Origin of the sequence: Paraburkholderia saeva (genome assembly GCF_907164555.1) — a bacterium.
In the GTDB taxonomy this organism is placed as follows: Bacteria; Pseudomonadota; Gammaproteobacteria; order Burkholderiales; family Burkholderiaceae; genus Paraburkholderia; species Paraburkholderia saeva.
Genome location: NZ_CAJQZC010000012.1, coordinates 1 through 25958, shown reverse-complemented (window position 1 = coordinate 25958; position 25958 = coordinate 1). Strand labels below are relative to the sequence as shown.

Here is a 25958-nt window from a genome sequence, read left to right as displayed (position 1 = left end):
GCGGCGTTGCAGCCGGGTGACAATACCTAATTCGACACAACCCGTCGAGCCATCAAAATTCCCGCAAACCCGCGTCGCACCAAGGTGTTGCGGGTAAGCCACCCTTGACGGCGCTTTCTGTCCATACTAAAACGCATATACCCCAGCGCCCACTCGATCAGCCAGAACATATAACCCCCGGAGAAGTCATGAGTCAGCAACGCGAGGCGATCGATACTTACTTACTACGCGTCTTGCACACGCTGTTGATGGAACGCAGCGTGACCCGCGCGGCGGTCAAGCTCAACCAGTCACAGCCCGCCATCAGCGCGGCGTTGCGCCGCCTGCGCGATATCACGGGCGACCCGCTGCTGGTGCGTGGCAAGTCGGGCATGGTGCCGACCGAGTATGGGCTGCGTCTGCTCGAACCCGTGCAGAATGCACTGCGCGAAATCGAGCGGATCAAGTTCCAGCAGCACAACTTCGATCCTGCCACGTCCATTCGTTGCTACCGCATCGGTTGCCCGGACTACCTCAACGTGCTGTTCGTGCCGACGGTCGTCGAACGTTTCCGTCAGGCGGCGCCTAACGCGACGCTCGAGTTTCATTCGCTCGGCCCGTCCTTCGACTACGAACTCGCGCTCGAAGACGGCAAGCTCGATATCGTCGTCGGCAACTGGCCGGAACCGCCTGAACAACTGCATCTGTCGAACCTCTTCGTCGACCAGATCGTGTGCCTGATGAGCAACACGCATCCGTTCGCCAAACGCGGCGGCCTGACGCTCGACCAGTACCTGAACGCGCCGCACCTCGCGCCCACGCCGTATTCGGTCGGTCAGCGCGGCGCCATCGACGTTCACCTCGCACGTGAACGGCTGAAACGTCATGTGGTCGTCACGCTGCCCTACTTCAATCTCGCGCCGTATGTGCTGATCAAGTCCGACCTGATCTTCACGACGACACGTCTCTTTGCCGATCATTACGCGAAATTCCTGCCGCTCACCGTCGTACCCGCACCACTCGATTTTCCGCCGATGCAGTACTACCAGCTGTGGCACGAGCGCTGCCATTACTCCGACGAAGTGCGCTGGCTCAGAAGCCTCGTCGCCGAGGCGACCCGCACACTGATCGACAAGCCTTAAGCGCCATCTTTCGTGTTTGTACCGGCGCGCGGGACGCGCGGCCGGTTTCCACGTTCTCTTTCGCGCGACGCGGCTCAGGCCGCGGCCTCATACAGACGCTTCGCCAGACGGTTGTGCTGCTCGATCACGGAGCCCAGTTCGACCGTCGTCAGGACACCGTCCTTCACCACGACTTTCCCGCCGATCACGCTGTACGCAACCTGTGACGGCGCACAGAACACAAGCGCGGCAACCGGGTCGTGCAGCGCGCCTGCAAAGAGCGGCTGGCGCAGATCGAACGCGACAAAATCCGCAGCCATGCCCGGCGCCAGCGCGCCGATATCGTCGCGATTGAGCACTTTCGCGCCACCCAGCGTCGCGATTTCGAGCGCTTCGCGCGCGGTCATTGCATCGGGACCGAAGCCTACGCGTTGAAGCAGCAACGCCTGACGTACCTCGGCGACCATCTGCGCGCCATCGTTCGACGCGGAACCATCGACGCCCAGACCCACCGGCACGCCCGCGAGCCGCATCTTTTTCACGGGCGCGATACCGGACGCAAGTCGCATGTTCGAACACGGACAATGCGCGACACCGGTTCCTGTCCGCGCGAAGAGCGCAATGCCTTCGTCGTCGAGCTGAACGCAGTGTGCATGCCACACGTCATGTCCGACCCAGCCGAGGTCTTCTGCATACTGCGCAGGCGTCATGCCGAACTTTTCGCGGCTGTACGCGATATCGTTGACGTTCTCCGCCAGATGCGTGTGCAGCGATACGCCGTACTGCCGTGCAAGCGTCGCCGACTCGCGCATCAGATCGCGGCTCACCGAAAACGGCGAACACGGCGCGACGACCATCCGCAACATCGCGTAGCGACCGTCATCGTGATACGTCTCGATGAGGCGCTGTGTGTCCTTCAGGATATCCGCTTCTTTTTCGACGACCGAATCCGGCGGCAGTCCGCCATCCTTCTGACCGACGCTCATGCTGCCGCGGCTCGCATGAAACCGCATGCCGATGCGCTGCGCGGCCACGATGCTGTCGTCGAGCCGGCTACCGTTCGGATAGATGTACAGATGGTCACTCGATGTCGTGCAGCCCGAGAGCAGCAGTTCGGCCATCGCGGTCAGCGTCGAGATTTCGATCATCTCCGGCGTGAGGTTCGCCCACACCTTGTACAGATTCGTCAGCCAGCCGAAAAGCTCCGCATCCTGCGCGGCCGGAATCGCCCGCGTCAGGCTCTGATACATGTGGTGATGCGTGTTGACAAGTCCCGGAATCACGAGATGCCCGCGCATGTCGAGCACGTCGTCGGCGCTCTGTGGCAACTCGTTCGTCGGACCCACCGCGACGATCCGGTTGTCTTCGATATAGAGACCACCGTCGCGTATTTCGCGCCGCGTGGCATCCATGGTGACCAGTACGTCGGCGTGCTTCACGAACATCGTCCGGCCGCGCTTTTGAGTCTGTGTCTGTGTTTGCATCGTCATTCGTGTCTCCCGGTCCCGCGAGGTTGATACCGTCCGAACGCGATGCGGCGAGCACGCTCCGGCGCCGCCGCGTCCCTTCGAACGCCGTTGGCCCGGTTACCCAGCATACTGCGCCGTCTTCGGGACGCGCAGCACGCTGCGCATGGTCGTAACCTTCAGGGGCCAAAATTGCGCTGGCAATTCGCGCAGTCGCCATACTTGTCTTCACAAACCCGATATACCGGTCCTTTTTTGGCGTCGGTAGCATCGGTTCTGGCTTCGATGTGTACGGGGAAACCCGCATCCGGCGGCCGTTAGACAGGTGTGTGTATGCGCCAGGTATTATCTTTCCTATCGGGCACGCGCGGATGCGACATCCTTTTTACAATGGCTGCCACGGCGCTCGCTTCAATTCGCCGACGGGTATGTAGCCACTGACGTGGAGCCTCGATCCGCCGCAACGTATTCTGGATCGGGCCGCCGCTGAAACTCGCAATTTACACAAGGAAAACTGCGAATGGGCAAGCTCACTACCCACGTGCTCGACACCGCGAACGGCCGTCCCGGCGCGGGCATCAAGATCGAACTCTTCGCGCTCTCCGGCGACACGCGCCGCGCGATCAAAACCACCACCACCAATCACGACGGCCGTTGCGACGCGCCGCTGCTCGAAGGCGACGCACTCGTCACCGGCGAATACGAACTCGTGTTCCATGCAGGCGATTACTTTGCCTCGACCGGTACGAAAGCGCCCGAACCGCGCTTTGTCGATCGCGTCGTGTTGCGTTTCGGTGTCGCCGATGCAGGCGCGCACTGGCACGTGCCGCTACTGGTGTCGCCGTGGTCATGGAGCACGTATCGCGGCAGCTGAAGTGGCAACTTGTTCGGCAGCGACTGTCTCGATGCCTGCAAGGACAAGCGGTCAGTGGAGATGATCCGTCAGTTTTGACGAAATCCACATTCCCGCGCCGTGCAGATCGAAACACCCCGGTCGGATAGCAACACCCCGCAATACCGCCGCGTTTTGCAGATGCCAGGAGACGCACCTGCAAAACGCCGTCGAACCAGAGAGCAAGGCGCTACGCGCCAACGAATGAGAAGTGGAGGCGTTTCATGGAAGGTTTTATCACCGACTGGCTGAATCTCGCGATTCGCTGGTTTCACGTTATTGCCGCGATCGCCTGGATCGGCGAATCGTTTTACTTCGTCGCACTCGACAACAGCCTGAAACCGCCGACGGACCCGAACCAGCGTCGTCGCGGCGTGTTCGGCGAGTTGTGGCATGTGCATGGCGGCGGTTTCTACAACATGCAGAAGTACACGGTCGCGCCACCGGAAATGCCCGAAGACCTTCACTGGTCGAAGTGGCCGTCGTACACGACGTGGCTCTCGGGCTTCGGCCTTTTCACCGTGCTGTACCTGTTCGCGCCGAACACCTACCTCATCGACAAGAACGTGCTCGACATGGGCCCCGTCGTCGCGATCTTTTCGGCGCTGGGTTTCCTGATGGCCGGATGGATCGTCTATGACTCGCTGTGCCGTCTGCTCGGCAACAAGGACCGTGTGCTCGGCATCTGCGTCGGCGTCTATGTGCTGATCGCGGCATGGCTTGCCTGCCATATCTTCGCTGGGCGCGCCGCGTATCTGATCATGGGCGCAATGCTCGCGACGATCATGTCGGCGAACGTGTTCTTCGTCATCATCCCGGGCCAGCGCAAGATGGTCGACGCGATGCTCAAGGGCGAAGTGCCGAACCCGATCTATGGCAAGCGCGGCAAGCAGCGCTCGGTGCACAACACGTATGTGACATTGCCCGTGGTGTTCGCGATGCTGTCGAACCACTACGCGATGACGTACACGCATCCGTACAACTGGGCCGTGCTCGTCGTGATCATGCTGGCCGGTGCGCTGATCCGTCAGTTCTTCGTGATGCGCCACCGCGGTCAAGTGCTGTGGTATCTGCCGCTCGTCGGGATTGCGCTGATGTTCGTCGCGCTGGCCTGGACGATGCCGAAGCCGGTCGTCGCGCAGGCACAGGCTGCGAATGCGCCTGTCATCAAGGTCGCAGATATCCAGCCGGTGTTGCAGCAACGCTGCGTCGCCTGCCACTCCGCACATCCGACGATGATGGGCAGCGCGCCAGCCGGCGTGCTGTTCGATACGCCCGACGAAATCTCGCAGAACGCGCAGCGCATCTATCAGCAGGCAGTGACACTGAAAGCGATGCCGCTTGGCAATGTCACCCACATGACCGACGACGAGCGGCAGAAAATCGCCGCATGGTTCCAGGGCGGAGCGGTGAAGTAACACGCGCCCTCTGGCAGCGCTGGACGTCGCGCGTCCAGCGTCCGTGCTGTACGGCATCAGAACGGGTCTTTGCGTTGCAAAGGCCCGCTTTCGTTTGAGTCCCGGCAGACGGGGCTTATGTTATGTAGCCCATAGGCTACAGTTTTGGCATTTTTGGCCATTTATGTAGCCCTTAGGCTACAAATTGTCGACCGGCCATTGTGTCTAATGGACTACAATAAGCGGCATAAACCGATTATTGATGCCCAGGGGCTACACATGACGACACTCGCCGACGTTTCGGACATGCTCAAGGATGTCCGTCGCGAAACCGCCCTGTCACAGAACGAACTGGCTCGCCGCGCCGGCGTCGCGCGTACGACCGTCGCCCGCATGGAAACGCTGGCGAAAGGCGACATGAGCGTGTCGGTCCTGGTTCGTCTGCTTGAGGCTGCCGGCTACGACCTGAAAGTCGTCGCACACGGGCACGGCCGCACGCTCGATGACATCCTCGCCGAGCAGCGTGCATCGAACGGGCCGGCGCAATGAGGCTCGATGTTCATGTGCAGGGCCGGAAAGTCGCGTCACTCTTCCGCGAGAGTGACGATTACGTCCTCAGGTACGAGCGCGACGTCGCCCCCACGGATTTCATCAGTCTCGCGATGCCGGTGCGCGAAGAAGCGTGGCGCTGGCCGCGCGATCTGCATCCGTTCTTTCGCCAGAATCTCCCCGAAGGCTATCTGCTCGGATTGATCCGCGAGCAGTTCGGCCCATTGCTCGATGGCACCGACCTGTCGCTCCTTGCCGTGGTGGGCGCGATGGGCATTGGCCGCGTCACGGTGACGCCGGAAGGCGTGGCGCCCGGTACGGAACTGCAGGCACTCGACGTCAAGCAGATTCTTCACGGCGACAACACCGGCGATCACTTCGCCCGGCTGGTCCGCCAGTATGCGCGCGCGGCCATTTCCGGCGCCGTGCCGAAGTTCATCGCGCCAGAAAGCAACGCCGCCAGTCGCGCAACGCCGCCGCTGCCGCTCGGCAAATCGACGATCAAAACCAGCCGGTATATCGTCAAGGGCTCGGACGGGAACACCCCGTTTCTCGGCTTCAACGAGTACTACTCGATGCGCGTGCTCGAACAGCTCGGCGTTGCGCCCGTTGCGCGCACACAGATGTCGGACGATGGCCGCGCGCTCGTCGTCGAACGCTTCGACGTGAACGAAGCGGGACTGCCGGTGTACGGCGTCGAGGACATGTGCGGCCTGCTCGGTCTGCCGCCGCACGAAAAATACAACTCGACGACCGAAAAAATGGTCAATGCGGCAAAAGCCTATCTGCTTCAACGGGACAGCTTGCGATCGCAACTGGAACAGCTTGCGTGGCACCTGCTGACGAACTACGTTGTCCGCAACGCCGATTGCCATACGAAGAACGTGGCGCTCTTCTACACATCGGTTGACGATGTCGCGTTCACGCCCGCGTACGACATCGTGACGACCCAGGCCTATCCGCGCTTCGCGGCGAACCCGCCGGGGCTGCCCGTCGATGGCCGCAAGACATGGGCGGCAGGAAAGACGCTCGAGCGTTTCTTCAACACCCGCGCCGGTATCGCACCGCGCGTCTATGCGGCGATGGTCGAAGCGCTCTGCGACTCCGCGGTATCCGTGGGACACGAGGTGATCGCAGCGGCCAGCAACGAGCCGCAATGGCGCAGCGTGGCAAAGCAGATGCTGCACGCGTGGAACGAAGGCATGGAATCGTTGCGCAGCCCAAAAAAGAGCGTGCTCTTCAAGGGGCTGACGCCCGCGATAGAAGCCGCCGGATTTTCTGACCCCGAGCCGGCCGAGCCCGCGCGAAAAGTCGTCGGCCCCTCGCCGCTGCTGGGAAAACGCGGTGGAATTTAGGCCTGGTCTGACACAAAACAAAACGCCCACGACAACGCCGTGGGCTTTTTGCATCGAATCGCCTTCGCGGTTAAACCGACACTGCGCTCAACGCATCTTCAGTGAGCCAGAGCGACTCGACCAGATCCTGCTCGTTGAGATTCAGCCCGTCGCCACCACGATCGACGACAACAAAATCGCTCACCTCGCCAAGCGCGATCAGCGGATGGTGCCAGACGCCTTTCGCGTAGTTCACACCCTGCCAGCCACTTGTGACAAACGCACGAATTCCCGAAGGATCCAGCTCGCCTGCCGGCGCCACGACCACCAGGTACGGTTTGTCGTTCAGCGGCACGAACGCCTGGCTTCCCAGCGGATGCCGCTCGAGCATTTTCACCTCGAACGGCAGCACGCGCGGTTGTCCGCGAAACAGGTTGACGAGCGTGCGGCCGCCCTCATCCGTCACGTCGACTTTCGCCAGATCGTGAAAGCGGATCGTCGTGCCGAGGTTGATTGGAATCTGCTTCGCGCCTTCGAGTTCGATCACGTCGCCGAACGGGGCGAACGCTTCGCGCGTCAACGGTTCGATGGCGAGCGTTTTCATGATGCGAGCGTGCCCCACAGACGCAGACGCGACACACCACCGTCCGGAATGATGTTAAAGCGCACGTGTGTAACGGGACCGAGCGCCGCAAGCTCGCTTTCGAAGTAATGCTGCTTGTCCATCTGCAGCTTCTGTTCGCCCAGCAGAAGCGGCCAGAACATCGCCTGCGTCACGAGCGAGCTGTCCGTGCCGCCCGTCACGTAAGCTGCCTGAATCGAGCAGCGATCCGGGAAGTTGCCCTTGAAGTGGGCCGTATCGACTTCGATCTTCTTGATGACGCCCGGTTGTGCCAGCGCCACGATTGCCCAGTCGTTACCCGGCTCGCGACGACGGCGCGTTTCCCAGCCGTCGCCCATGTTCACGCCGCGGCCCGGCATCAGGATCGTCGACGCAGCGCCGAAGTGCTGGTTGTTCGCGGCCACGAGATACGCGCCGTTTTCCATCGCGGCCAGATCGAACTGTTCGGTGCGGCTCGCGCCCGCCCAGTCGACCTGCGGCTGGCCGTACACCCGCAGACGTGCGATGCCGCCGTCCGGATAGATATTCACGCGCAGGTGCGTGAACGCGTTTGCATCGCTGACGTCGACATAGTGGTGACTGTTGCCCTGCAGCGTCATCGAAGGAACGATTTCGGTCCACTGCGTGGACTGGCTCGGCGCGCCGTCGACCACACGCGCAGCTTCAATTGAAGCCGCCGGCGGAAAGTTGCCGGTGAAGTGGCTCGTGTCGATATCGAGGCCCTTGATCACGCCGGGGCGCGCGAGCTTCACGATGCACCAGTCGTAACCGCTGACGCGCTTGCGACGCGTTTCCCAGCCGTCCATCCACTTGCCGTGATCGTCGTATTTACCCGGAATGAAGACGGCCGGCTCGGGATTCAGCATGCGTTCTTTCGGCGCGAAGAAATCGTCGCTGGTTTCGAGCGCCTGTGCGCCCAGACGCGGGTCCGCCAGGTTCACATAGCGGCGCGTGAAGTCGGGGGCGTTAGGATCGAGAATCGGGAGTGCCATCGTTGTCTTCCTTTGTGTCTGTTAGTGCAAAAACCGCCGCGCTTCGGCTTCGTTCGACCCGCGCGCCGCGCCTCACGCGCATGTGCGTCGATCAGGCGTCGATCAGGTCGTCGAGTCTGAAGCGTGCGATGCGATAGATCTGGTCGAGGCTTGCGCGCAGTTCGTCAGCACGGCTGTTATTCACGCGCGCCTCGAAGTTCGCGATGATGCCGTGGCGGTCGTAGCCGCGCACCGCGAGAATGAACGGAAAGCCGAACTTCTCGCGATAGGCCTGATTCAGGCGCAACAGCTTGTCGAACTCTTCCTGCGTGCACTGCGAAAGTCCGGCGCCGCTCTGCTCGCGCGTCGACTCGGCGGTCAGTTCGCCGCGTACCGCGGCCTTGCCGGCGAGCTCCGGGTGAGCGTTGATGAGCGCCAGCTGTTTCGCCTCGCCGGCCGCTTCGACCGCTTGCGACATCGTGCGATGCAGTGCGTCGATGTCGGCGTACGGCCGCTGCAATGCTGCGACTTCCGCAACCCACGGCGAGTGTTCGAAAATGCCCGACAACGCCGCGACGAACGCATCGGTCGAAATGTGATTGAGCTGGTCGAGGGTATATTGCATGGCCTTCATGCCGCGGCCCCGTGGTTGGATTGCTGATAAGGATGATGTTCGCGCCAGTGGCGCGCGATATCGACGCGCCGCGCCACCCAGACGCGATCGTGCTGCTCGATGTGATCGAGAAAACGCTGCAGCGCGCGGAAGCGGCCCGGACGACCCAGCAGCCGGCAATGCATGCCGATCGAGAGCATCTTCGGTGCTTCGTCGCCCTCTTCGTAGAGCACGTCGAACGCGTCGCGCAGATACGTGAAAAAGTGATCAGCGGTGTTGAAGCCCTGCGGGCTGGCGAAACGCATGTCGTTGGTGTCGAGCGTGTACGGCACGATCAGTTGCGGTTTCGTTTCGCCACCCGACACTTCTACGTCCATCCAGAACGGCAGGTCATCGCCGTAATAGTCGGAGTCGTACAGAAAACCGCCATATTCCGCGACGAGACGATGGGTGTTCGGACTGTCGCGGCCGGTGTACCAGCCAAGCGGACGCTCGCCCGTGACGCGCTCGATCGACTCCATGCCAAGACGCATGTGTTCCGCCTCTTTCTCCGGCGACACGTCCTGATAGTGAATCCAGCGATACCCGTGGCACGCGATCTCATGACCGAGTTCAACGAATGCGCGCGCGAGTTCCGGATGACGTTCGATCGCCATGCCCACGCCAAAAACAGTGAGCGGCAGCTGGCGTTTTTCGAATTCGCGCAAGATGCGCCACACACCGGCACGCGAGCCATATTCGTAGATCGACTCCATGCTCATGTGCCGCGACGGAAACGCAGCCGCGCCGACGATTTCCGACAGGAACTGCTCCGAGCCCGGATCGCCATGCAGCACGCAGTTCTCGCCGCCTTCCTCGTAATTAAGCACGAACTGCACGGCAACGCGAGCGCGACCGGGCCAGTTCGCCTGCACGGGATGGCGGCCATAGCCGATCAGATCGCGTGGGTAGTTCGAATCGAATGACATGATTTGACGAAAACCGGGTAGTGACATTGCGACTGGAATTCGCGGGGACGACAGGCGTGAAACGGCGAAAACCGCATCGCTGCCCTGCCGTCAGGACGAAGTCAGTGTATCGAAAACACCCGGATGCGCCCATACATCCGGGCAGATAGTGCGGGTCAGACGGAGTGTATGTGCGTCGGCGCGATGGACGGGGCTTCGGTCGACGAAGCGCTCGCGTTTACCCCTATCTTCGCTGCAACGGTTGCGCTCGTCGCACCAGCGGCATCCTCCGTCGGGCTGAAACGCGCGAATTCGCCGTCGTAGCGCTTTGCCAGCGGGCGCGCGTAGTCGCCACGCTTGGCTGTACCCAGCCGCAACGACACAAGCGCCTCGACCCATTTGACCGCCGCCGTGACACCCTCGACGACGGGCGCACCCAGCGCATCCTCGATTTCCGCGCACAGCTCGGCCATGCCCGCGCAACCGAGCACGATCGCGTCCGAGCCGTCTTCGTCGAGCGCCCGGCGGCATTCGTCGAGGATGATGCGACGCGCCGCCGAGCCCGGGCGATCGAGTTCGAGCACGGCGACGTCAGTCGCACGCACGTTACGGCAAAAGCGCTTCATTCCATAGCGCTCAGCAAGATGCCACGCCATGCCGCAGGTGCGCGACAGCGTCGTGACGACCGAGAAGCCCGGGGCCAGCACGCTCGCCGCATGCATCGCGGCTTCGGCGATGCCGATCACCGGTCCGCGCGCCAGTTCGCGTGCCGCATACAAGCCTGGATCGCCGAAGCACGCGATCACGTAACCATCGAAGCCTTCGCGCTCGCCCGCCGCGATCTCGGCAAGGAGGCCCGGCGTGGCCAGCGCCTCGTCGTAATAGCCTTCGATGGACGGCGGCCCCATCGTCGGGCTGACCGCCACGAGCTCGGTGCCGGGCGCGACGACGTCGCGGGCACAGCGGCCCATCGCGTCCGTCATCCGTTGCGTCGTGTTGGGATTGATGAGCTTGATACGCATGTCGACTCCTTGCTGCAACGTCACTTACTTGCGCACGAGCGCGCGATAGAACCCGGCGCCAAGCAGCGCGCCAATGAACCACGAGAAATTCGCCATGCCGTTCATGCCAGGGACAAGCACGCAGGCAACCGCAATCGCTGCAGCCGGCAACAGGGCCAGGACCGCCGTGTAGTTCACGCCATTGCGATACCAGTACGCACCTTTTTCCGACATCGAGTACAGGTCGTGCAGTTTGATCTTCTGACGCTTCACGAGGTAGAAGTCGACGATCAGCACACCATACAACGGACCAATAAAGCTGCCCAGTACATCGAGCGTGTAGTGAATCACGGCGGGGTTGTTAAACAGGTTCCACGGCGTGATGAAAATCGACGCCACTGCCGCCAGCATGCCACCCGCGCGCCAGCTGATGAGACGCGGCGCCACGTTCGAAAAGTCGAACGCCGGCGAGACGAAATTCGCCACGATGTTGATGCCGATTGTCGCAATGGTGAAAGTCAGCGCGCCCAGCACGACTGCCATCGGATAGTCGATGCGGCCCACCGTTTCGACCGGATCGGTAATCAGTTGGCCAAACACCGGAAGCGTTGCGGCCGTCGTGATCACCGTCACCAGCGAAAACGCGAGGAAGTTGACCGGCAGGCCCCAGAAGTTGCCGCGCTTCACGCTGCGAAAGCTCTTGCCGTAGCGCGAGAAGTCGCCAAAGTTCAGCATCGGTCCGGAGAAGTACGACACGACCAGCGAGATCGCCGTGATCATCACCGGCACGACTTCCATGCCGTGATACTTCACGCCGCCGAGGTTGATGCCGATGTTCTGCCAGCCCGCGCGCCAGACCATGTAGCCGGCCAGAATGAACATCACGACGTACACGGCCGGGCCGGCGAAGTCGATGAACTTCTTGATCATTTCCATTCCGTGCCAGAACACGAGCGCCTGGAGTACCCACAGCAGCATGAAGCCGGCCCATCCCACCGTCGACAGGCCCATGAAGCCGTGATGGTGCACGTCGGCATAAGGCAGCATCTGCGGGAAGAACTTGAGCACGACGATCACGAGCGCGCTCGATGCGAGATACGTCTGGATGCCGTACCACGCCACCGCGATCAGCCCGCGAATCACAGCCGGCACGTTCGCGCCGAGCACGCCGAACGTCGCGCGACACGCGACCGGATACGGCACGCCGTTCTGCTGGCTGGGCTTTGCGATCAGGTTGCACAGCAGGTTGACGAACGTGATACCGACGAGCAGCGCAATCAGCACCTGCCAGCTTGTCAGACCGAGCGCGAAGAGACTGCCCGCGAACACATAACCGCCGACGCTATGCACGTCCGACATCCAGAACGCGAAGATGTTGTACGCGCTCCACGTCTGATGCTTGAGCGGCGCAAGATCTTCGTTGTACAGACGTTCGCTGTAGCCTGCGGGCATGGACGCATCGCCTTCGCTGGCGCCCTCTTCGAATGCGGGAATGGCGGGGTTACCCGGTGCTGCACTGAACTGAGCCATGACTCCTCCTGGAAATGAGATCGTCGAACACTGATCGTGGGGGCATTCTCGTCCGCCTGCACCGCGCGCCGTCTTTCGTGACGGCTGGTTGCGTATGCCTGCGGGCGCCGCGGTTGTCTCCGTACTTACGTACCTGTATTGATGGTTTGAACCGGGCCGCGGACCCGTATCCAAACGTCTTCGATAGCACGATGCCCGCTGCGCGCACGCGCAGTACGATCACCGTGCATTCATTCGATTCACTTCAGTTCACGTTCAGTGCAGCGCGGCCGCTGTGGGCGCGCCGTTGTCATGCAGTGGCTTACACGCGCTTGCCTGCGCGGACGCCAAATATTTCGTGAAGATCCGCCGCGCCGTTTGCCGGGCGATCGAGCATCTTCAGTTCCACGCTTTGCAGATGACGCGACATCAACGCCGCGGCTTCCTCTGCATTGCCGGCGTCGAGCGCGGCGAGAATCGCTTCGTGATCTTCGAACGAACAGGGGCTACGACCCAGCGATTCGTACAGTGCCGAGATCAGCGTTGAACGTGCGACCAGCCCGTTCAGGCAGTTACACAACACCGTGTTGCCTGTCAGAGATGCGAGCTCCGTATGGAACTCGCCGGACAGACGGATCCACGCGGGAAAATCACGCGTTTCGAACGCCTTGCGTTCGCGGCCGATCATGCCGCTGATGCCTTTCAGCCGGCGCATTCCGTGCCCGGCGCAAATCTTTTCAACCACCGCGAGTTCGATGATGCGGCGCATCTCGAACACCTCGTGGACTTCCTGCAACGACGGGCTTGCGACGAACGCACCGCGATTCGGTTCGAGATCGACCAGGTGGTCGGTCGCGAGCAACGCAAGCGCCTGACGGATCGGTCCGCGCTTCACGCCGAACACTTCGCAGAGTTGCGCCTCGGTCAGCTTGGCACCCGGCGAAAGCCGATGTTCGAGGATCGCGGCGCGAATGCGCTCGGCGATCACTTCGGGTTTCATGCCTGCGGAAGGAGCGAAAGTGTTTTCGGACATGATGTGTGTCTCGGTATGTTGGTCATCTTAGGATAGACATTAAAATTGTCAACAATTTTCATACCGGATTAGCGACAATCCCTGGATCGGATAACGGATGTGGAGTGGCGCGAAGCGGGGAAATGCGCTGTAACAAGGCGTCCTTCGCGATTTTACGGTGAAACGGACGGGCAGTTTCTGGCTAACTTTTTGTCAACAAACCTTTCCATCTAGTTGAGCGCGAATGTAGGGGGTGACGCCTAAATATTTGACTGTTAGTTGCGATTTTCAAATGAAAATAAAGCGGGCAACGCCCGCTCTCTCCTCGCGGCTCGATCGGTTTCAGGCTAGATGCGGATATCCGGAGACAGTCAGCGTAAAGCCCTGCCCGTCCGCCTTGAGTTGCGCGTCCGCACCGACGGGCAGCGTCAGCATGTCCTCGATGTGACCAAACTGGAGGCCTGTAATCACCGGAATACCGATCACCGAACGGATCTGCTCGACCATCGCGTTAAGGTCGTAGCCATTGTCGTAATCGAACGGCCTGCCGCCGGAGAAATCGCCCAGCACGAGGGCGCGCTGGCGCGCGAGTATGCCCGCCAGATGCAACTGGTAGATCATCCGTTCGATCCGGAACGGCTGTTCGTTGACGTCTTCGACAAAGAGAATGCCGTCCTCGACGGGCGGCATATACGGTGTGCCGACAAGCGATGTCAGCACGGCCAGATTGCCGCCCCACAGCGTGCCGTTGACGTCGACGGACTGAACCTGCGGAACCCGGCTCGTCACCGTGAAGGACGGCTTCGACAGCGTTTCCCAGAAATGCTGCATCGTGAAGTTGCTGACTTTCTCTGCGCCGAAATCGCTCATCAGCATCGGGCCGCCAAAGGTCGTCAGACCGGCGCGCGCCAGCAACGCCATCTGGATCGCCGTGAAATCGCTATGCCCGACGAATGCAACGGGCTGATCCGTCAGGCGCCGCTGCAGACCTTCGTAATCGAGGCCATGCAGGATGCGCACCGCGCCGTACCCGCCGCGCACGGCCAGCACGATGTCAGGCAGCTTGCGCGACGGATCCGCCAGATGGTTGATTTCCGCGGCACGCTCGCCGTCCGTGCCCGCGAACCGCTGAAAGCGACGCTCCGTTGCGCGCACGCCCTCGACCTGATGCCCCTGCTGGCGGAGCCGGCCGAGCGCGCGGTGAATGACAGCCGGATCATGTGGATAGCCCGAGGGCGCGATCAATTCGAAGGTGCGATGCACGGTCATAGGTGAATGGCAAACGCTGTGATGGGGACGGTACAGATTAACGCGTTTCGGCCGGCGTGGATGCACTGTCGCCCAAAGACGCGTCTTCGGTCGCGCCTGCCAAACGGGCCAGACGGGCTTCACGGCTTGCGCGCCGCCGGTCCGCGAAGAATGCCTTGAGCGCCGCGCCGCATGCATCCTCGAGCACGCCGCCGACGACGGTCGTGTGATGATTGAGCTGCCGATTCGCGAATGCATCGACGACGCTGCCGCAGGCACCCGTTTTCGGGTCGCGCGCGCCGAACACGACGCGTGCAATGCGTGCATGCATGATGGCACCCGCGCACATCAGGCAGGGTTCCAGCGTGACGAACAGTTCGCAGCCAGGCAAACGGTAGTTCTGGAGCGCCCCGGCCGCCGCGCGCAGTGCGGCCATTTCGGCATGCGCGGAAGGATCGTGTCCGCCGATCGGGTGATTGAAGCCTGTCGCGATGACTTCGTCGCCCCGCACGAGCACCGCACCGACGGGCACTTCACCGACCGCACGTGCCTGCTCGGCGGCAGCCTGGGCAAGCAACATGAAATGGCGGTCGCGCGCGTTCGAAGCGGAATCCGCGACAGGCTCGCTCACGACGTCGCCGCCTCGTCGGCCAGGGCGCGCTCCGACAGCCGTTCAGCGATTCGCCGGCAATATTCGTGCGGCACGACCATCGGGCCGCCACGCAGAGACTCGAGCGCCATGTCGAGCGCGAGCATTTTTGCCTGAAGGCGGCCACGCGTGGCGCTGTCGCTGACGGCGGTCAGCTCGTTCTGAAGCTCGCGCAACGCCCGCAGCTGTTCGACAGCTGGCGGCGCAAAGCCCGCGTTCTTCAGGATCCGGTTTGCGACGCGTACTTCCTCGGGAACGAGGGCGTCGTCATCGAGCGCCAGCGGATGGCCGGCGCCGGGTAAATCGTCGAACTCGCCACGCGCGGCGGCGGCGGCAATACGTTGTTCGACCAGTGCATCAAGCAATCTCATCAGCAATCCAGCACGTTGAGGCTCTGGCATTCTATCAGGGTGCCGGAAGTAAGGTCCGGCGCCGATCTGACAGATTCCCCGATTATTTGCGTGGCCACCGCGGACATCCTGAAAACGCGCCGTCGATCCGCTCACGGAACGTCGCTGGTTGGCGCACGATGTGCGCATCTGCGAGAGATGCGCCCTGCCCGACTATTTGTTGCTGCTGGCGCGCTTTCCAGACAGACCGTTTCAAAATCGCTTACGCCTTCTGGTTTGTGTGCAGATTGACCCGCTCGGCGCAACACCAACGGTATCCCTACCGTTCACCCCGGAAGCCTGCGACGCACGACCACACCGGCGCGGTGACTTTCCGCTGGCTTTTTATAAGGGAAAACCCTATTATTACGTCTAAGGGAAAACCCTCTACCCAGCATTCACCAAGGAACTGCCATGAGCTATCTTTTCGCACTCTTTCAAAAGGTTAGCGATCTTTTTGCGTCGCATCATCTGCCCCTCGATTCGGACTACTCGTACGCAGCGCGCCATCGCGAAGCACAACGCATCCGCCAGTCGCAGGCCACGCTGTTCGGCATTCGTCTGACGGATTAATCCGGTTTTCCCGTCAGATCCATCCTCGCCCTCACTGCGAAGCGCGACGCCGTGCAAGGATCAAACCGAAGCGGCAATACGTTCGCGTAACCATTGGTGCGCAGGATCACGGTGCGAGCGCTCATGCCAGAGCATTGCCATCTCGTAACCCGCCACATCGACGGGTGGCTCGATCACCTGCAACGCGCTGTGGCCACTAACGAGGCGTGACGGCAGCATCGCCACAAGGTCCGTACTCGCCAGTACCGACATCACAAACAGGAAGTGCGGAACGGAAAGCACGACCCGCCGCGCCAATCCCGCTTCCGCGAGCGTTTCATCCGTGATGCCGCGAAAACCCCCGCCATCCGGCGACACGATCACATGATCGAGCTCGCAGAATTCCGCAAGCGTGGGCCGGCGCTTCAGGCGCGGATGGCCTTCGCGTGCAGCCAGCACATACCTTTCTGTAAATAGCGCTCGACGACGCAAGCCGTCCGGGGCGTCCGCGCTGGTGTGAAACGCAAGATCGATCTCTCCCTGCTCCGCCTGTCGCGCAATGCGTGACGGCGCAAGCTCGACGACAGCAAGCCGGGCGTTCGGCGCCGCTGCGCGTAGCCCCGGCATCGCCGGCAGCACAACCGTGGATTCGCTGTAGTCCGTAGCGGCGATGCGCCACACGTGGCTGGCTTCGGCCGGATCGAAAGGACGGGCCGGCGCAACGGCGCGTTCGAGCGCATCGAGCGCCTGCCGCAAAGGCTCGCGCAGTTCGTTGGCCCGCGCGGTGGGCCGCATCCCTCTTGGCCCGGGCAGCAGCAGCGGGTCTCCGAAGATATCGCGCAGTCTCGCGAGATGGACGCTGACCGACGGCTGCGAAAAGTTCAGGCGTTGCGCTGCGCGGGTCACGTTGTGTTCTGCCAGCAACACGTCAAGCGTGACGAGCAGGTTTAGATCAAGCCGCCTGAGATTAGTCATTGCAATACCTGTGATATCAGAAATTCATTTCCAATATACCTGGCGAAGACCGATCCTGCTGTCTTTCAGCAACGTAGGTGCAGCCATGAACGTTCTTCTCGTCTATGCCCATCCAGAGCCCCGGTCGCTCAACGGTTCACTCAGGAATTTCGCGGTCAGGCGTCTTGAAGATGCCGGTCACATCGTCGAGGTTTCAGACCTGTACGCGATGAAATGGAAGGCGCCGCTCGACGCCGATGACAGCACGAAGAGGTCCGTCGATACGCCCTTCAACCCCTCGCTCGATTCGAAGCATGCGTTCGAAAACGGGCTTCAGACGAGAGACATCGCGCTCGAGCAGGACAAGCTGCGCTGGGCGGACACGTTGATCCTGCAGTTCCCGCTGTGGTGGTTTTCGATGCCGGCGATCCTGAAGGGCTGGGTCGAGCGCGTCTATGCGTACGGCTTCGCGTACGGTGTCGGAGAACACTCGGATGCGCGTTGGGGCGATCGCTATGGGGAAGGCACGCTGGCCGGCAAGCGAGCCATGTTGATCGTGACTGCTGGCGGATGGGCGTCCCATTACGGCCCGCGCGGCATTAACGGTCCGATGGACGACATCCTGTTTCCGATCCAGCACGGCATTCTGTATTACCCCGGTTTCGATGTCCTGCCGCCATTCGTGATTTACCGGACGAGCCGCATCGATGAAGCGTCGTTTTCGACGATCTGCGAATCGCTTGGAGAACGCCTCGACAAGCTGTCGCAGACCGCGCCGATCCCATTTCGTCCGCAAAATGCCGGCGCGTACGATATCCCCGAGCTCACGCTTCGAGCGGACGTGTCACCTGATCGAACCGGCTTCGCGGTGCACGTCGCGTCAGACTGACGGGACATCGCGTTCGAACGTGCGAGCGAAGCGTGCTTCGCGCCACTCCTCAGGCCGGAATCTGAGACGGGAGCGAAACACGAAACGCCCAGTCCGCGCCGGGGACCCCGCGAATCGCGCATGGGGCAAGCGGCAACCTGGCCGTCTGCGCGCGAGGACGGCTGGCGCGAGCGGATAAGACCGATGGCACACCGATACGCTAATCGCGTGTAAATCCGGGCCGCCGGTGCCCTTGTATTGCGCGTCGGACCACAGCCGAAGACCAGCATTACGCGCGGCGTCACTACGTGCGATGCAACCCGAGGCGGATAACCTGATGCGTGCGAGCGCGGTACACAATGACCATGCGAGTACCCGGACTGACATAGCCGCATACGCTACCTCGTCACACCCAGGCCCTGCCGCCATCAATGATCGCGGCGACGTGCCCAGGAAAGTGCCGCGCATCCCGCGCGGCAGGCTCGCAGGACGCGCAGTTCATGACGACATGGCGGGTCGTCTTCGGACAGCCATCAGGTGGTCTTTTCCGAAGCGGTGGGGAATGGCAGTGATTGAATCCGCCTTCCGGTGGCCGCGAAGATCGCATTCGCCACCGCCGGCCCGACCGGCGCGACGCCCGGTTCGCCGACACCCGTCGGCGCTTCGCCCGACTGCACGATATGCACCTCCACTTTGGGCATCCCGGCGATCCGCAGTACCTGGTAGCCGTCGAAGTTGTTCTGCTCGACCTTGCCGTCCTTCAGTGTGATCGCGCTGTGCAACGCCGCCCCGAGACCGAAACCAATGCCGCCTTCCATCTGTGCGGCGATGACGTCGGGATTGATCGGCGTGCCGCAATCCACCGCGCAGACGACGCGTTCCACTTTCACGTTGCCGTCCTTGTCGACGGAGACTTCCGCGACCTGCGCGACGAACGTCTTGAACGCCTCGGCCACCGCGATGCCGCGCCCACGGCCTTTCGGCAACGGTTTGCCCGGCTCCCAGCCCGCTTTCTCCGCAGCAAGTTCGAGCACAGCCCGCATGCGCGGTTCGTGCGCGAGCAGATCGCGGCGGAAGACGAACGGGTCCTTGCCCGCGGCATGCGCGACTTCGTCGATGAACGCCTCGACCGCGAATGCCGTGTGTGAACTGCCGACCACCCGCCACCACAACACGGGAACGCCCGTCTGCGTGGTCGTCAGTTCGACCGATACGTTCGGAATCGCGTAGGCCACGTTAGCCGCACCCTCGACGGAGGTCCCGTCGATCCCGTTCTTCACCATCACGCTGGCGAACGGCGTGCCGGCCAGAATCGACTGACCGACGATGCGATGCCGCCAGCCGACCAGCTTGCCGTCGGCACTCAGCCCCGCGTCGAGCTTGTGGAAGTACATCGGCCGGTAGAGGCCGCCGTGGATGTCGTCTTCGCGGGTCCACTGCAACTTGACCGGCGTGCCGTTCGCGCCCAGCGCCTTCGCGATCGACACCGCCTCGACGATATAGTCCGACTGCGTGTTCGCGCGCCGACCGAAGCTGCCGCCCGCATACAGGGTATGAATCTTCACCTGCTGCGGATCGAGTCCGGCCGTACGCGCGGCGTTGCCCTGATCGACAGTCTGAAACTGGTCGCCGGCCCAGATCTCGCAACTATTGGGAGTGAGCTTGACGACGGCGTCGAGCGGCTCCATCGGTGCGTGAGCGAGATAGGGAAACGTGTAGGAGGCCGAGATTTTCTTCGCCGCGCCGGCGAGCGCCTGTGCCGCGTCGCCTTCCTTGCGGGCGGACGCGCCGGGCCGCCCGGCAAGCTGCCGGTACTCGGCCATGATCGCGTCCGAGCTGCGCTTTTCGGCCTTCGAATCGTCCCATTCGACCTTCAGCGCGTCACGGCCCTGTTTCGCCGCCCAGAAACCCTTCGCGACCACTGCGACGCCACCCGGCACCTGCACGACCGAGACGACGCCGGGCACCGCTTTCGCGGCCGACGCATCGAACGACCTGACCGTCGCGCCGAAGAGCGGCGGACGCTGCAGCAGCGCGACCAGCATGCCGGGGAACGTCACGTCGAGCGTGAACTGCGCGGTGCCGTTGGTTTTTGGCGGCACATCGACACGCGGCAACTGATGGCCAATCAAGCGAAAATCCTTCGGCGACTTGAGCGTGACCGTGTCCGGCAGCGGCAAGCGCGCCGCCGCCGATGCAAGCGATCCGTAGGTCGCGGTCCGGTTGGTGGCTGCGTGATGAACGCTGCCGTCGAGCGTCGTCAGTTCGGACGCAGGCACCTGCCACTGCGCGGCGGCGGCGGAGACCAGCATCGCGCGCGCTTTCGCGCCGGCTTCGCGCAATTGCATCCACGAGTTGGCCATCGCCGAACTGCCACCCGTGCCCTGGATCGTGCCGAACGCGAGATTCGCGTAGCGCTTCGCATCGGCCGGCGCGCTTTCGACACGCACGTCCTGCCAGTTCGCATCCAGCTCTTCCGCGACGATCGTCGCGATGCCGGTGTACGCGCCCTGGCCCATCTCGACGTGCTTCGCGATGACCGTGACGCTGTTGTCCGGCGCGACGCGCAGGAACGCATTGGGTGCGAAGGTCGCCTCGGGCATCGTGGCGGCCAGCGCACGACGGCCCGTGCCCGCCCATTCGAAGCCAATGGTGAGACCGACTGCCGCGAAGGCGCCGGTTGCTTTCAGAAAGGTCCGGCGCGATGGGCGTACCGGATCCGTGACATTGAGATCGGTCGTCATGGTCAGGCCTTCAGGGTGGCAGCGGCTTCGTGGATGGCCGCGCGAATACGTGTGTAGGTCGCACAGCGGCAGATGTTGCCGTTCATCGCGGCGTCGATGTCGGCGTCAGTAGGTGTGGCGTTGTGTTCGAGCAAGGCCGTCGCGGACATGATCTGCCCAGACTGACAGTATCCGCACTGCGGCACCTGCAGCTTGACCCATGCGGCCTGAACAGCTTTTGCGGGCCGGCTTTCGATGCCTTCGATGGTCGTGATGCGCTTGCCCGCAATAGCCGCGAGCGGCAGCACGCACGAGCGGGTGGCCTCGCCTTCCAGATGAACCGTGCAGGCGCCACATTGCGCCATGCCGCAGCCGAACTTCGTGCCGTGCAGGCCTGCGTCCTCGCGGATCGCCCAAAGGAGCGGCGTGGTGGGATCGGCATCGAGCGTAACGTTCTTGCCGTTGAGGACAAACGTTGTAGACATGGAACCTCTCCGTGGGGAAAGCCCGGACGTGGTGCCGGGTGTACGCGGCAGTGTGACCCGACCACCGGCCGTTGCGCTTACACAATCCTGCAAATTTATTGAACAATCCTGCAAATCCAGCCGCCCAGCCGTGCTTGCCCGGCGGCGGTCGGGTATGCTCGATTCCGTTCACGGAGTTCCCTGCGCATGAACCCGCATTCCTCCCGGCCCGATCCTTTGGCGACACGCGAAACCGCGCGCCGGGAACTCGCCGCGCTCATCAGCCGCTTCGCGCCGACGGACGGCACCCATCAGACGGCGATCCCGTCGCTCACGTTCTATCGCTACTCGCAGCCGGTGGATCTCGGCTGCGGCGTGACGAGTTCCGCATTCGTGTTCGCAGCGCAGGGCGCCAAGCGGGTCATGGTCGCGGGGCAGGCGTACCTCTACGATCATCTGCATTGCCTCGTGACATCCGTCGATCTGCCGGTGATGTCGCAGGTAACGCGGGCGTCGCCCGAGGCGCCTTATCTGTGCGTGAAATTCACGCTCGATCCGCAGCGGATCGTCGAACTGGCGACGCAACTGCGCCTGCCTGAACCGGATGCCGCGTCGGCAGGCGAAGGCATCGCCGTGGCCCCGTTGTCGGCATCGGTTTTCGATACGGTATTGCGCCTCGTGCGATTGCTCGATACTCCGGGTGACGTTCCCGTGCTCGCGCCGCTCATTGAAAAGGAACTGCTCTACCGGCTAATGACGAGCGAGCAGGGAAAACGGTTGCGGCAGGTCGCGGTGAACGGGAGTCAGACGTACCGGATCGCGCGGGCAATCGAGTGGATCCAGAATCACTACACCGAGCTTTTGCGGGTGGAAACGCTGGCACAGGCGGTGAACATGAGCGTGTCGTCGCTCCATCATCACTTCAAGAACGTCACGACACTGACTCCGCTGCAATATCAGAAACAGTTGCGGCTACACGAAGCGCGCAGATTGCTGCTCCGGCATAGCGGAGATGTCGGATCGGTGGCGACCCGGGTCGGCTACGACAGCCCTTCGCAGTTCAGCCGTGAATATAGCCGGCACTTCGGCGCGCCGCCGCTTCGCGACATCGCGCGGTTGAAGCGTTGGGATGGGCTGGAGTTTCAGGAATAGAGGCAAAAAATGACGAATCGGTGTCGCCCTGTACGTCCGAACGAACTCGACCGCTTTGCGATCATTCGCGGCCTTGACGACCGGCGCCAGGTACGAGCGCCCGGCATCGTCTGCGTTCGCTCGTACATGCGTTGCCGGCTCGCCCGCGCTTCGACGCCCGGGGGCGAGTCATTTAGATGTTATACCGTCAAACACGCCGTCGGCAGCACCCGGCTGTTGTCAGTTGCATCTAGACCGCACCACGCAATAGACCCTTGATTTTGTGGGGAAAAGCAGGAGAATCTCGATGTCTTCAGACGACTGCAGAGCAGTCTGAATTGCTCCCGCTCGATCGTCAATCCGAGGCTGGAGCCTGTGTGGACGGCGGGACGATGGCGATCCTGACCGCCTGAAGTCATCGGCTGTAGAGACGATCAAGGCCCGAGCCTCAGAGCAAATATCTAGCAGTAGCCCGGCGGCAGCGGCCCTTGCTCCAATCCTGATTCCCGGTTATATTACTGGATATATCCGGAGGGCATCATGGGTACATCGCAAAATCGCGCTATTCAGAATTATCGCACTCGCCTCAGCGAGCGTGGCCTTGCACGCTTTGAAGTGCTGGGCCGCGATGCTGATCGCGATCTCATCCGCTCGTTGGCCCGCCGCCTGGCAGAAGATAGCCCTCAAGCCTCACAACTGCGTGTTGTAGTAAGCCAAACCATCTCTGGTAGCCCACCCGCAAAAGGCGGAATCCTGGCGGCTCTGCGGCGTTCTCCGCTGGTAGAAACCGATATTGAGCTGGTTCGTTCACGCGATGAAGGACGTCACGTAGAGATCTGATGCGCTACCTGCTCGACACCAACATCATCAGCAACGTCACCAAACCAACCCCATCCGGGTCATTGCTGATGTGGATGGCACAACAGAACGACGAAGACCTTTTCATCGCCTCCCTTACGGTCGCAGAGATTCGTCGGCGCTTGCTGGAGAAGCCGGCGGGCAAACGGCGTGATCAACTCGACGCCTGGTTTTTCGGGCCTGAAGGTCCTCAATCACTGTTCTCCGGGCGCGTACTTTCCTTCGACGAAAGCGCCAGTCTTATTTGGGCTCGCCTGATGGCCGATGCAAAGACCAGAGGACAGCCAGGGAGCGCACTCGACACTATCATCGCGGCCATCGCCGAGGCCAACCATTGCGTCGTAGTGACCGAGAATGAAAGAGACTTTCCTGGCGTCGAGACGTTCAATCCTGTTCGGGCACGTGCTTGATCAGCAGCATTCGGTCAACTGACATGATCTTCTACGAAGACGTGTTTGAACTGGAACGAGGGTCACCAGGAGTCAAATGCGCGGGAGTGCCCGTGTCGTCGCGACAGGTCAGGGTGGTGGCAAATTCGAGAAGCACGTTGATGCATCTTTTTCAGCGTTGCTCATGGAGAAGTCCTTCACAAGAAACGGCGAGTCTCTGAGACGAAAGCGAAACACGAAACGCCCACTCCGCGCCCGGAATCCAGCGAATCGGGCACGGGGCAAGCGGCAACCTGGGCGCCTCCACGCAAGGACGGCAGGCCGCCAGCAGACAAGACTGATGGCGCACTGATAAGCCCATGACAACAGGCAACCGGGAGCCGAAACGCCGATGCCCGCATCAATCGATACCGCCGACCTCTTCCGGCATGTGAGCGCCGACAAGGCAGCGTTCTACCGTTGCATCATGGACGTATTCGCCGCAGCCAAACGGCAGTATCGCCTGCAACTGCGGCCAGACGAAGTCCTCGCCGAGGCAGCCTGGTCCGACACGGCACCGCGTCTCGAGGACGTGACCACGGCGCTGACCCAGCTTGCCGCGTGGGGCAATCTCGAATCGCAGCCGGATACCGCACGCGTATCGAGCTTGAGCGACTTCTACCGGGCCCGCTTCCTGTACCGGCTTTCGCAGGGCGGCGAGGCAGTCGAGTCCGCACTGGCTGTCTTCGCGAGGACGCTGAAGCGCCGGGCGGAACTTCAGACCGTTGCGCTCGAGGACATCGCCAGCCGCCTGAAGGCTTTGGAGGTGCTCTGCAACCAGGCAGAACCGGATGCGGCCAAGGTCCATGAGAACCTCCGTGATCTGGTACGTGTGTTCGAAGGTCTCACCGACAATGCGCAGGCCTTCATGGCCGGTGTCGCGCGCAGCATCGAACTCCAGCAGGCCGAGGCGCGCGCAATCGCGGCTTATAAAACCCGGCTGATCGATTATCTGGAACGATTCATGAGCGATCTCGTGCGACGCTCCGACACCATCGCGCGGTTGATCCTGGCGCTGAGCCCCCGCATCGACTCCATGCTGTGGCTCGTCGCCGAGCGTGAAGCACGAGATGCGGCCCCTGGCGATGCACAACATGACGCCGGCGACTCGCGCAGCCGGAGCTGGCAGGCATGGCGGGAACGCTGGAAGGGCTTGCGAGGCTGGTTTCTCAGCAACGGTCACGAACCTCCGCAGGCGGAACTGCTGAGGGCACGGGCGCGCTCGGCCATCCCGCAGTTGCTGAACGCGATTGCCGCGCTCAACGAGCGGCGTAGCGGCCGCAGCGACCGTTCGGCAGACTTTCGCACCCTCGCCTACTGGTTCGACGCCTGCGCCGATGACTCCGCCGCACACCGGCTCGCCCGGGCCGCGTTCGCTCTGAATCCGGCGCGGCACTTCTCGCTCAACCCAGCGGCCGATGCCGCCCTGCCAGCGAGCACCCGCTGGGCCGACGCGCCGCCGCTGCAAATCCATCCGCGGCTACGTGAATACGGCGAAGCGGCGCCGCGCGGCCCCCTGCCGCGCGTCGTAGATCGCACGCGGGCGCGCGCACTGCTTGCCGCGCAGCTCGCAGAGGAATCGCGACAGGTAGACGCCGCGCGCGAACGGCTTGCCACCGGCGCGCCAATCCGCTTGTCCGACCTCGGCACGCTCGACGTACACGCTTTCGACTTGTTCCTGAACCTGCTCGGCGAAGCGTTGACCGACCAGCCTCACCCGGATACAGCCGTCGAGCGAATGACCGGCGACGGACTGCTCCACATCCACTTGCAGCCGCTCGCAGCCGACAGCCGTGCGGTTATCGAGACGCCCCGCGGCGTCTTCGCGGGCCGCGACCACGTGATCACGATCTCGCGGGTCGAGGAGACAGTCCAATGACGCAGTCAGGCATGGCAGACCTCGACAGCCAGGACATCGAGCAACAACAGCACCGCTACCAGCGCGAAGAATTTCGAAGCGCCGTGCGCGCCCTTCTGATGAATCCGCTCATGAGTCCTGGTCACGAGGACTTCTCCGCAGTTCGCCGGCAAGCAGATGTCCTGCGCGAATGGTTCTCGCGCGAAACCGGCTGGGCACTGCAGATCGAACGGGAAGGCGCGCGTCTCGGCGCGCATCTTGCGCACCAGGAACACCATCGTCAGACTCTTCCCCGAGCCTTGCGTATGCCAGATCTCGTCGACGCGAGATGGCCATCCGCGCAGTCAAGGAGCGGGCGATGAGCGTACGGGCGGCCTGTGAGGCGTTTGGCGTAAGTGAGACCTGCTACCGCTACCAGGCAAA

25 protein-coding genes and 2 pseudogenes are annotated in these 25958 nt (G+C 62.4%); 13 read left to right on the top strand and 14 right to left on the bottom strand.

Annotated features, from left to right (window positions below; translation table 11 throughout):
* Positions 1-188 precede the first annotated feature (188 nt).
* Complete coding sequence (locus LPA36_RS25165) at positions 189-1121, top strand: LysR substrate-binding domain-containing protein (protein ID WP_228882767.1); 933 nt, start codon at positions 189-191, stop codon at positions 1119-1121.
* A gap of 74 nt (positions 1122-1195) precedes the next feature.
* On the opposite strand, the gene LPA36_RS25160 is transcribed toward LPA36_RS25165, so the two are convergent.
* Positions 1196-2590, bottom strand: coding sequence for an 8-oxoguanine deaminase (locus LPA36_RS25160; protein ID WP_228882761.1), 1395 nt, complete (start codon positions 2588-2590; stop codon positions 1196-1198).
* A gap of 496 nt (positions 2591-3086) precedes the next feature.
* On the opposite strand from LPA36_RS25160, the gene uraH reads away from it, so the two are divergent.
* The 4 genes from uraH to LPA36_RS25140 all read left to right on the top strand — a co-directional run bounded on the left by uraH (position 3087) and on the right by LPA36_RS25140 (position 6759).
* Positions 3087-3440 (top strand): hydroxyisourate hydrolase, encoded by a 354-nt coding sequence (gene uraH, locus LPA36_RS25155; RefSeq protein WP_228882758.1) that lies wholly within the window; start codon positions 3087-3089, stop codon positions 3438-3440.
* 242 nt (positions 3441-3682) lie between these two features.
* The gene (locus LPA36_RS25150) at positions 3683-4876 is read left to right on the top strand and encodes a urate hydroxylase PuuD (protein WP_228882756.1); all 1194 of its coding nucleotides are present in this window, start codon (positions 3683-3685) and stop codon (positions 4874-4876) included.
* Positions 4877-5134: 258 nt separating this feature from the next.
* A complete protein-coding gene (locus LPA36_RS25145; RefSeq protein WP_228882754.1) occupies positions 5135-5404 on the top strand; it encodes a helix-turn-helix domain-containing protein in 270 nt (89 codons plus the stop codon).
* Positions 5401-6759 carry a type II toxin-antitoxin system HipA family toxin gene (locus LPA36_RS25140; RefSeq protein ID WP_228882751.1) on the top strand — a complete coding sequence of 453 codons (1359 nt, stop codon included), beginning with the start codon at positions 5401-5403 and terminating at the stop codon, positions 6757-6759. Before LPA36_RS25145 ends, LPA36_RS25140 begins: the two co-directional genes overlap by 4 nt.
* Before the next feature lie 70 nt (positions 6760-6829).
* Here LPA36_RS25140 and LPA36_RS25135 read toward each other — a convergent pair whose 3' ends face one another.
* The 10 genes from LPA36_RS25135 to LPA36_RS25090 all read right to left on the bottom strand — a co-directional run bounded on the left by LPA36_RS25135 (position 6830) and on the right by LPA36_RS25090 (position 15681).
* Positions 6830-7342: an ureidoglycolate lyase gene (locus LPA36_RS25135; RefSeq protein ID WP_228882750.1), complete on the bottom strand. Its 513-nt coding sequence runs from the start codon at positions 7340-7342 to the stop codon at positions 6830-6832.
* Positions 7339-8352, bottom strand: a complete 1014-nt coding sequence (gene alc, locus LPA36_RS25130; RefSeq protein WP_228882748.1) for an allantoicase — start codon at positions 8350-8352, stop codon at positions 7339-7341. Before alc ends, LPA36_RS25135 begins: the two co-directional genes overlap by 4 nt.
* Positions 8353-8443: 91 nt before the next feature.
* Positions 8444-8965: a 2-oxo-4-hydroxy-4-carboxy-5-ureidoimidazoline decarboxylase gene (gene uraD, locus LPA36_RS25125; RefSeq protein WP_228882746.1), complete on the bottom strand. Its 522-nt coding sequence runs from the start codon at positions 8963-8965 to the stop codon at positions 8444-8446.
* On the bottom strand, positions 8962-9912 hold the full coding sequence (gene puuE / locus LPA36_RS25120) for an allantoinase PuuE (RefSeq protein ID WP_228882744.1): 951 nt from the start codon (positions 9910-9912) through the stop codon (positions 8962-8964). Before puuE ends, uraD begins: the two co-directional genes overlap by 4 nt.
* Positions 9913-10067: 155 nt before the next feature.
* Positions 10068-10913 carry an aspartate/glutamate racemase family protein gene (locus LPA36_RS25115; RefSeq protein ID WP_228882742.1) on the bottom strand — a complete coding sequence of 282 codons (846 nt, stop codon included), beginning with the start codon at positions 10911-10913 and terminating at the stop codon, positions 10068-10070.
* Positions 10914-10937: 24 nt separating this feature from the next.
* Positions 10938-12422 (bottom strand): NCS1 family nucleobase:cation symporter-1, encoded by a 1485-nt coding sequence (locus LPA36_RS25110; RefSeq protein ID WP_228882739.1) that lies wholly within the window; start codon positions 12420-12422, stop codon positions 10938-10940.
* Positions 12423-12723: 301 nt separating this feature from the next.
* Positions 12724-13434 (bottom strand): GntR family transcriptional regulator, encoded by a 711-nt coding sequence (locus tag LPA36_RS25105; protein WP_228882737.1) that lies wholly within the window; start codon positions 13432-13434, stop codon positions 12724-12726.
* Between the two features lie 321 nt (positions 13435-13755).
* Positions 13756-14682, bottom strand: coding sequence for a muramoyltetrapeptide carboxypeptidase (gene ldcA, locus LPA36_RS25100; RefSeq protein WP_228882735.1), 927 nt, complete (start codon positions 14680-14682; stop codon positions 13756-13758).
* A gap of 37 nt (positions 14683-14719) precedes the next feature.
* A complete protein-coding gene (gene tadA, locus LPA36_RS25095) occupies positions 14720-15292 on the bottom strand; it encodes a tRNA adenosine(34) deaminase TadA (RefSeq protein ID WP_267478909.1) in 573 nt (190 codons plus the stop codon).
* Positions 15289-15681 (bottom strand): DnaJ family domain-containing protein, encoded by a 393-nt coding sequence (locus LPA36_RS25090; RefSeq protein ID WP_228882733.1) that lies wholly within the window; start codon positions 15679-15681, stop codon positions 15289-15291. The genes tadA and LPA36_RS25090 overlap by 4 nt, the downstream gene beginning before the upstream one ends.
* A gap of 432 nt (positions 15682-16113) precedes the next feature.
* Here LPA36_RS25090 and LPA36_RS25085 point away from each other — a divergent pair, with 432 nt between their 5' ends.
* Positions 16114-16272: a hypothetical protein gene (locus LPA36_RS25085; RefSeq protein ID WP_176954241.1), complete on the top strand. Its 159-nt coding sequence runs from the start codon at positions 16114-16116 to the stop codon at positions 16270-16272.
* A gap of 60 nt (positions 16273-16332) precedes the next feature.
* Here LPA36_RS25085 and LPA36_RS25080 read toward each other — a convergent pair whose 3' ends face one another.
* On the bottom strand, positions 16333-17226 hold the full coding sequence (locus LPA36_RS25080; RefSeq protein ID WP_228882731.1) for a LysR family transcriptional regulator: 894 nt from the start codon (positions 17224-17226) through the stop codon (positions 16333-16335).
* 85 nt (positions 17227-17311) lie between these two features.
* Here LPA36_RS25080 and LPA36_RS25075 point away from each other — a divergent pair, with 85 nt between their 5' ends.
* Positions 17312-18094: an NAD(P)H-dependent oxidoreductase gene (locus LPA36_RS25075; RefSeq protein ID WP_228882729.1), complete on the top strand. Its 783-nt coding sequence runs from the start codon at positions 17312-17314 to the stop codon at positions 18092-18094.
* Positions 18095-18606: 512 nt separating this feature from the next.
* On the opposite strand, the gene LPA36_RS25070 is transcribed toward LPA36_RS25075, so the two are convergent.
* Both LPA36_RS25070 and LPA36_RS25065 read right to left on the bottom strand, forming a co-directional pair.
* A complete protein-coding gene (locus tag LPA36_RS25070; RefSeq protein ID WP_228882727.1) occupies positions 18607-20817 on the bottom strand; it encodes a xanthine dehydrogenase family protein molybdopterin-binding subunit in 2211 nt (736 codons plus the stop codon).
* 2 nt (positions 20818-20819) lie between these two features.
* Complete coding sequence (locus LPA36_RS25065) at positions 20820-21281, bottom strand: (2Fe-2S)-binding protein (RefSeq protein ID WP_228882725.1); 462 nt, start codon at positions 21279-21281, stop codon at positions 20820-20822.
* A 186-nt stretch (positions 21282-21467) separates the two neighbouring features.
* Here LPA36_RS25065 and LPA36_RS25060 point away from each other — a divergent pair, with 186 nt between their 5' ends.
* From LPA36_RS25060 to LPA36_RS25035, 6 genes and pseudogenes are all read left to right on the top strand, one after another.
* Positions 21468-22412, top strand: a complete 945-nt coding sequence (locus LPA36_RS25060; protein ID WP_228882723.1) for an AraC family transcriptional regulator — start codon at positions 21468-21470, stop codon at positions 22410-22412.
* Positions 22413-22931: 519 nt separating this feature from the next.
* Complete coding sequence (locus tag LPA36_RS25055; RefSeq protein WP_228882722.1) at positions 22932-23231, top strand: hypothetical protein; 300 nt, start codon at positions 22932-22934, stop codon at positions 23229-23231.
* On the top strand, positions 23231-23659 hold the full coding sequence (locus LPA36_RS25050) for a type II toxin-antitoxin system VapC family toxin (RefSeq protein ID WP_228882716.1): 429 nt from the start codon (positions 23231-23233) through the stop codon (positions 23657-23659). Before LPA36_RS25055 ends, LPA36_RS25050 begins: the two co-directional genes overlap by 1 nt.
* 370 nt (positions 23660-24029) lie before the next feature.
* Complete coding sequence (locus LPA36_RS25045; RefSeq protein ID WP_228882714.1) at positions 24030-25556, top strand: TIGR02677 family protein; 1527 nt, start codon at positions 24030-24032, stop codon at positions 25554-25556.
* Positions 25553-25723, top strand: a pseudogene (locus LPA36_RS29545) (hypothetical protein); the annotation flags it as partial. The gene LPA36_RS25045 and the pseudogene LPA36_RS29545, both read left to right, overlap by 4 nt.
* A gap of 125 nt (positions 25724-25848) precedes the next feature.
* Positions 25849-25958, top strand: a pseudogene (locus LPA36_RS25035) (IS3 family transposase); the annotation flags it as partial.

Excerpts from the sequence above, each read along its gene's own strand:
- uraH (WP_228882758.1), top strand. The coding sequence starts at position 3,087 with ATGGGCAAGCTCACTACCCACGTGCTCGACACCGCGAACGGCCGTCCC.
- LPA36_RS25090 (WP_228882733.1), bottom strand. The coding sequence starts at position 15,681 with ATGAGATTGCTTGATGCACTGGTCGAACAACGTATTGCCGCCGCCGCC.
- LPA36_RS25075 (WP_228882729.1), top strand. The coding sequence starts at position 17,312 with ATGAACGTTCTTCTCGTCTATGCCCATCCAGAGCCCCGGTCGCTCAAC.
- LPA36_RS25070 (WP_228882727.1), bottom strand. The coding sequence starts at position 20,817 with ATGACGACCGATCTCAATGTCACGGATCCGGTACGCCCATCGCGCCGG.
- LPA36_RS25150 (WP_228882756.1), top strand. The coding sequence starts at position 3,683 with ATGGAAGGTTTTATCACCGACTGGCTGAATCTCGCGATTCGCTGGTTT.
- LPA36_RS25145 (WP_228882754.1), top strand. The coding sequence starts at position 5,135 with ATGACGACACTCGCCGACGTTTCGGACATGCTCAAGGATGTCCGTCGC.
- LPA36_RS25055 (WP_228882722.1), top strand. The coding sequence starts at position 22,932 with ATGGGTACATCGCAAAATCGCGCTATTCAGAATTATCGCACTCGCCTC.
- ldcA (WP_228882735.1), bottom strand. The coding sequence starts at position 14,682 with ATGACCGTGCATCGCACCTTCGAATTGATCGCGCCCTCGGGCTATCCA.
- LPA36_RS25080 (WP_228882731.1), bottom strand. The coding sequence starts at position 17,226 with ATGACTAATCTCAGGCGGCTTGATCTAAACCTGCTCGTCACGCTTGAC.
- LPA36_RS25160 (WP_228882761.1), bottom strand. The coding sequence starts at position 2,590 with ATGACGATGCAAACACAGACACAGACTCAAAAGCGCGGCCGGACGATG.
- puuE (WP_228882744.1), bottom strand. The coding sequence starts at position 9,912 with ATGTCATTCGATTCGAACTACCCACGCGATCTGATCGGCTATGGCCGC.
- LPA36_RS25165 (WP_228882767.1), top strand. The coding sequence starts at position 189 with ATGAGTCAGCAACGCGAGGCGATCGATACTTACTTACTACGCGTCTTG.
- LPA36_RS25085 (WP_176954241.1), top strand. The coding sequence starts at position 16,114 with ATGAGCTATCTTTTCGCACTCTTTCAAAAGGTTAGCGATCTTTTTGCG.
- LPA36_RS25105 (WP_228882737.1), bottom strand. The coding sequence starts at position 13,434 with ATGTCCGAAAACACTTTCGCTCCTTCCGCAGGCATGAAACCCGAAGTG.
- LPA36_RS25135 (WP_228882750.1), bottom strand. The coding sequence starts at position 7,342 with ATGAAAACGCTCGCCATCGAACCGTTGACGCGCGAAGCGTTCGCCCCG.
- LPA36_RS25140 (WP_228882751.1), top strand. The coding sequence starts at position 5,401 with ATGAGGCTCGATGTTCATGTGCAGGGCCGGAAAGTCGCGTCACTCTTC.
- LPA36_RS25060 (WP_228882723.1), top strand. The coding sequence starts at position 21,468 with ATGAACCCGCATTCCTCCCGGCCCGATCCTTTGGCGACACGCGAAACC.
- LPA36_RS25115 (WP_228882742.1), bottom strand. The coding sequence starts at position 10,913 with ATGCGTATCAAGCTCATCAATCCCAACACGACGCAACGGATGACGGAC.
- LPA36_RS25045 (WP_228882714.1), top strand. The coding sequence starts at position 24,030 with ATGCCCGCATCAATCGATACCGCCGACCTCTTCCGGCATGTGAGCGCC.
- LPA36_RS25050 (WP_228882716.1), top strand. The coding sequence starts at position 23,231 with ATGCGCTACCTGCTCGACACCAACATCATCAGCAACGTCACCAAACCA.
- uraD (WP_228882746.1), bottom strand. The coding sequence starts at position 8,965 with ATGAAGGCCATGCAATATACCCTCGACCAGCTCAATCACATTTCGACC.
- LPA36_RS25110 (WP_228882739.1), bottom strand. The coding sequence starts at position 12,422 with ATGGCTCAGTTCAGTGCAGCACCGGGTAACCCCGCCATTCCCGCATTC.
- LPA36_RS25065 (WP_228882725.1), bottom strand. The coding sequence starts at position 21,281 with ATGTCTACAACGTTTGTCCTCAACGGCAAGAACGTTACGCTCGATGCC.
- alc (WP_228882748.1), bottom strand. The coding sequence starts at position 8,352 with ATGGCACTCCCGATTCTCGATCCTAACGCCCCCGACTTCACGCGCCGC.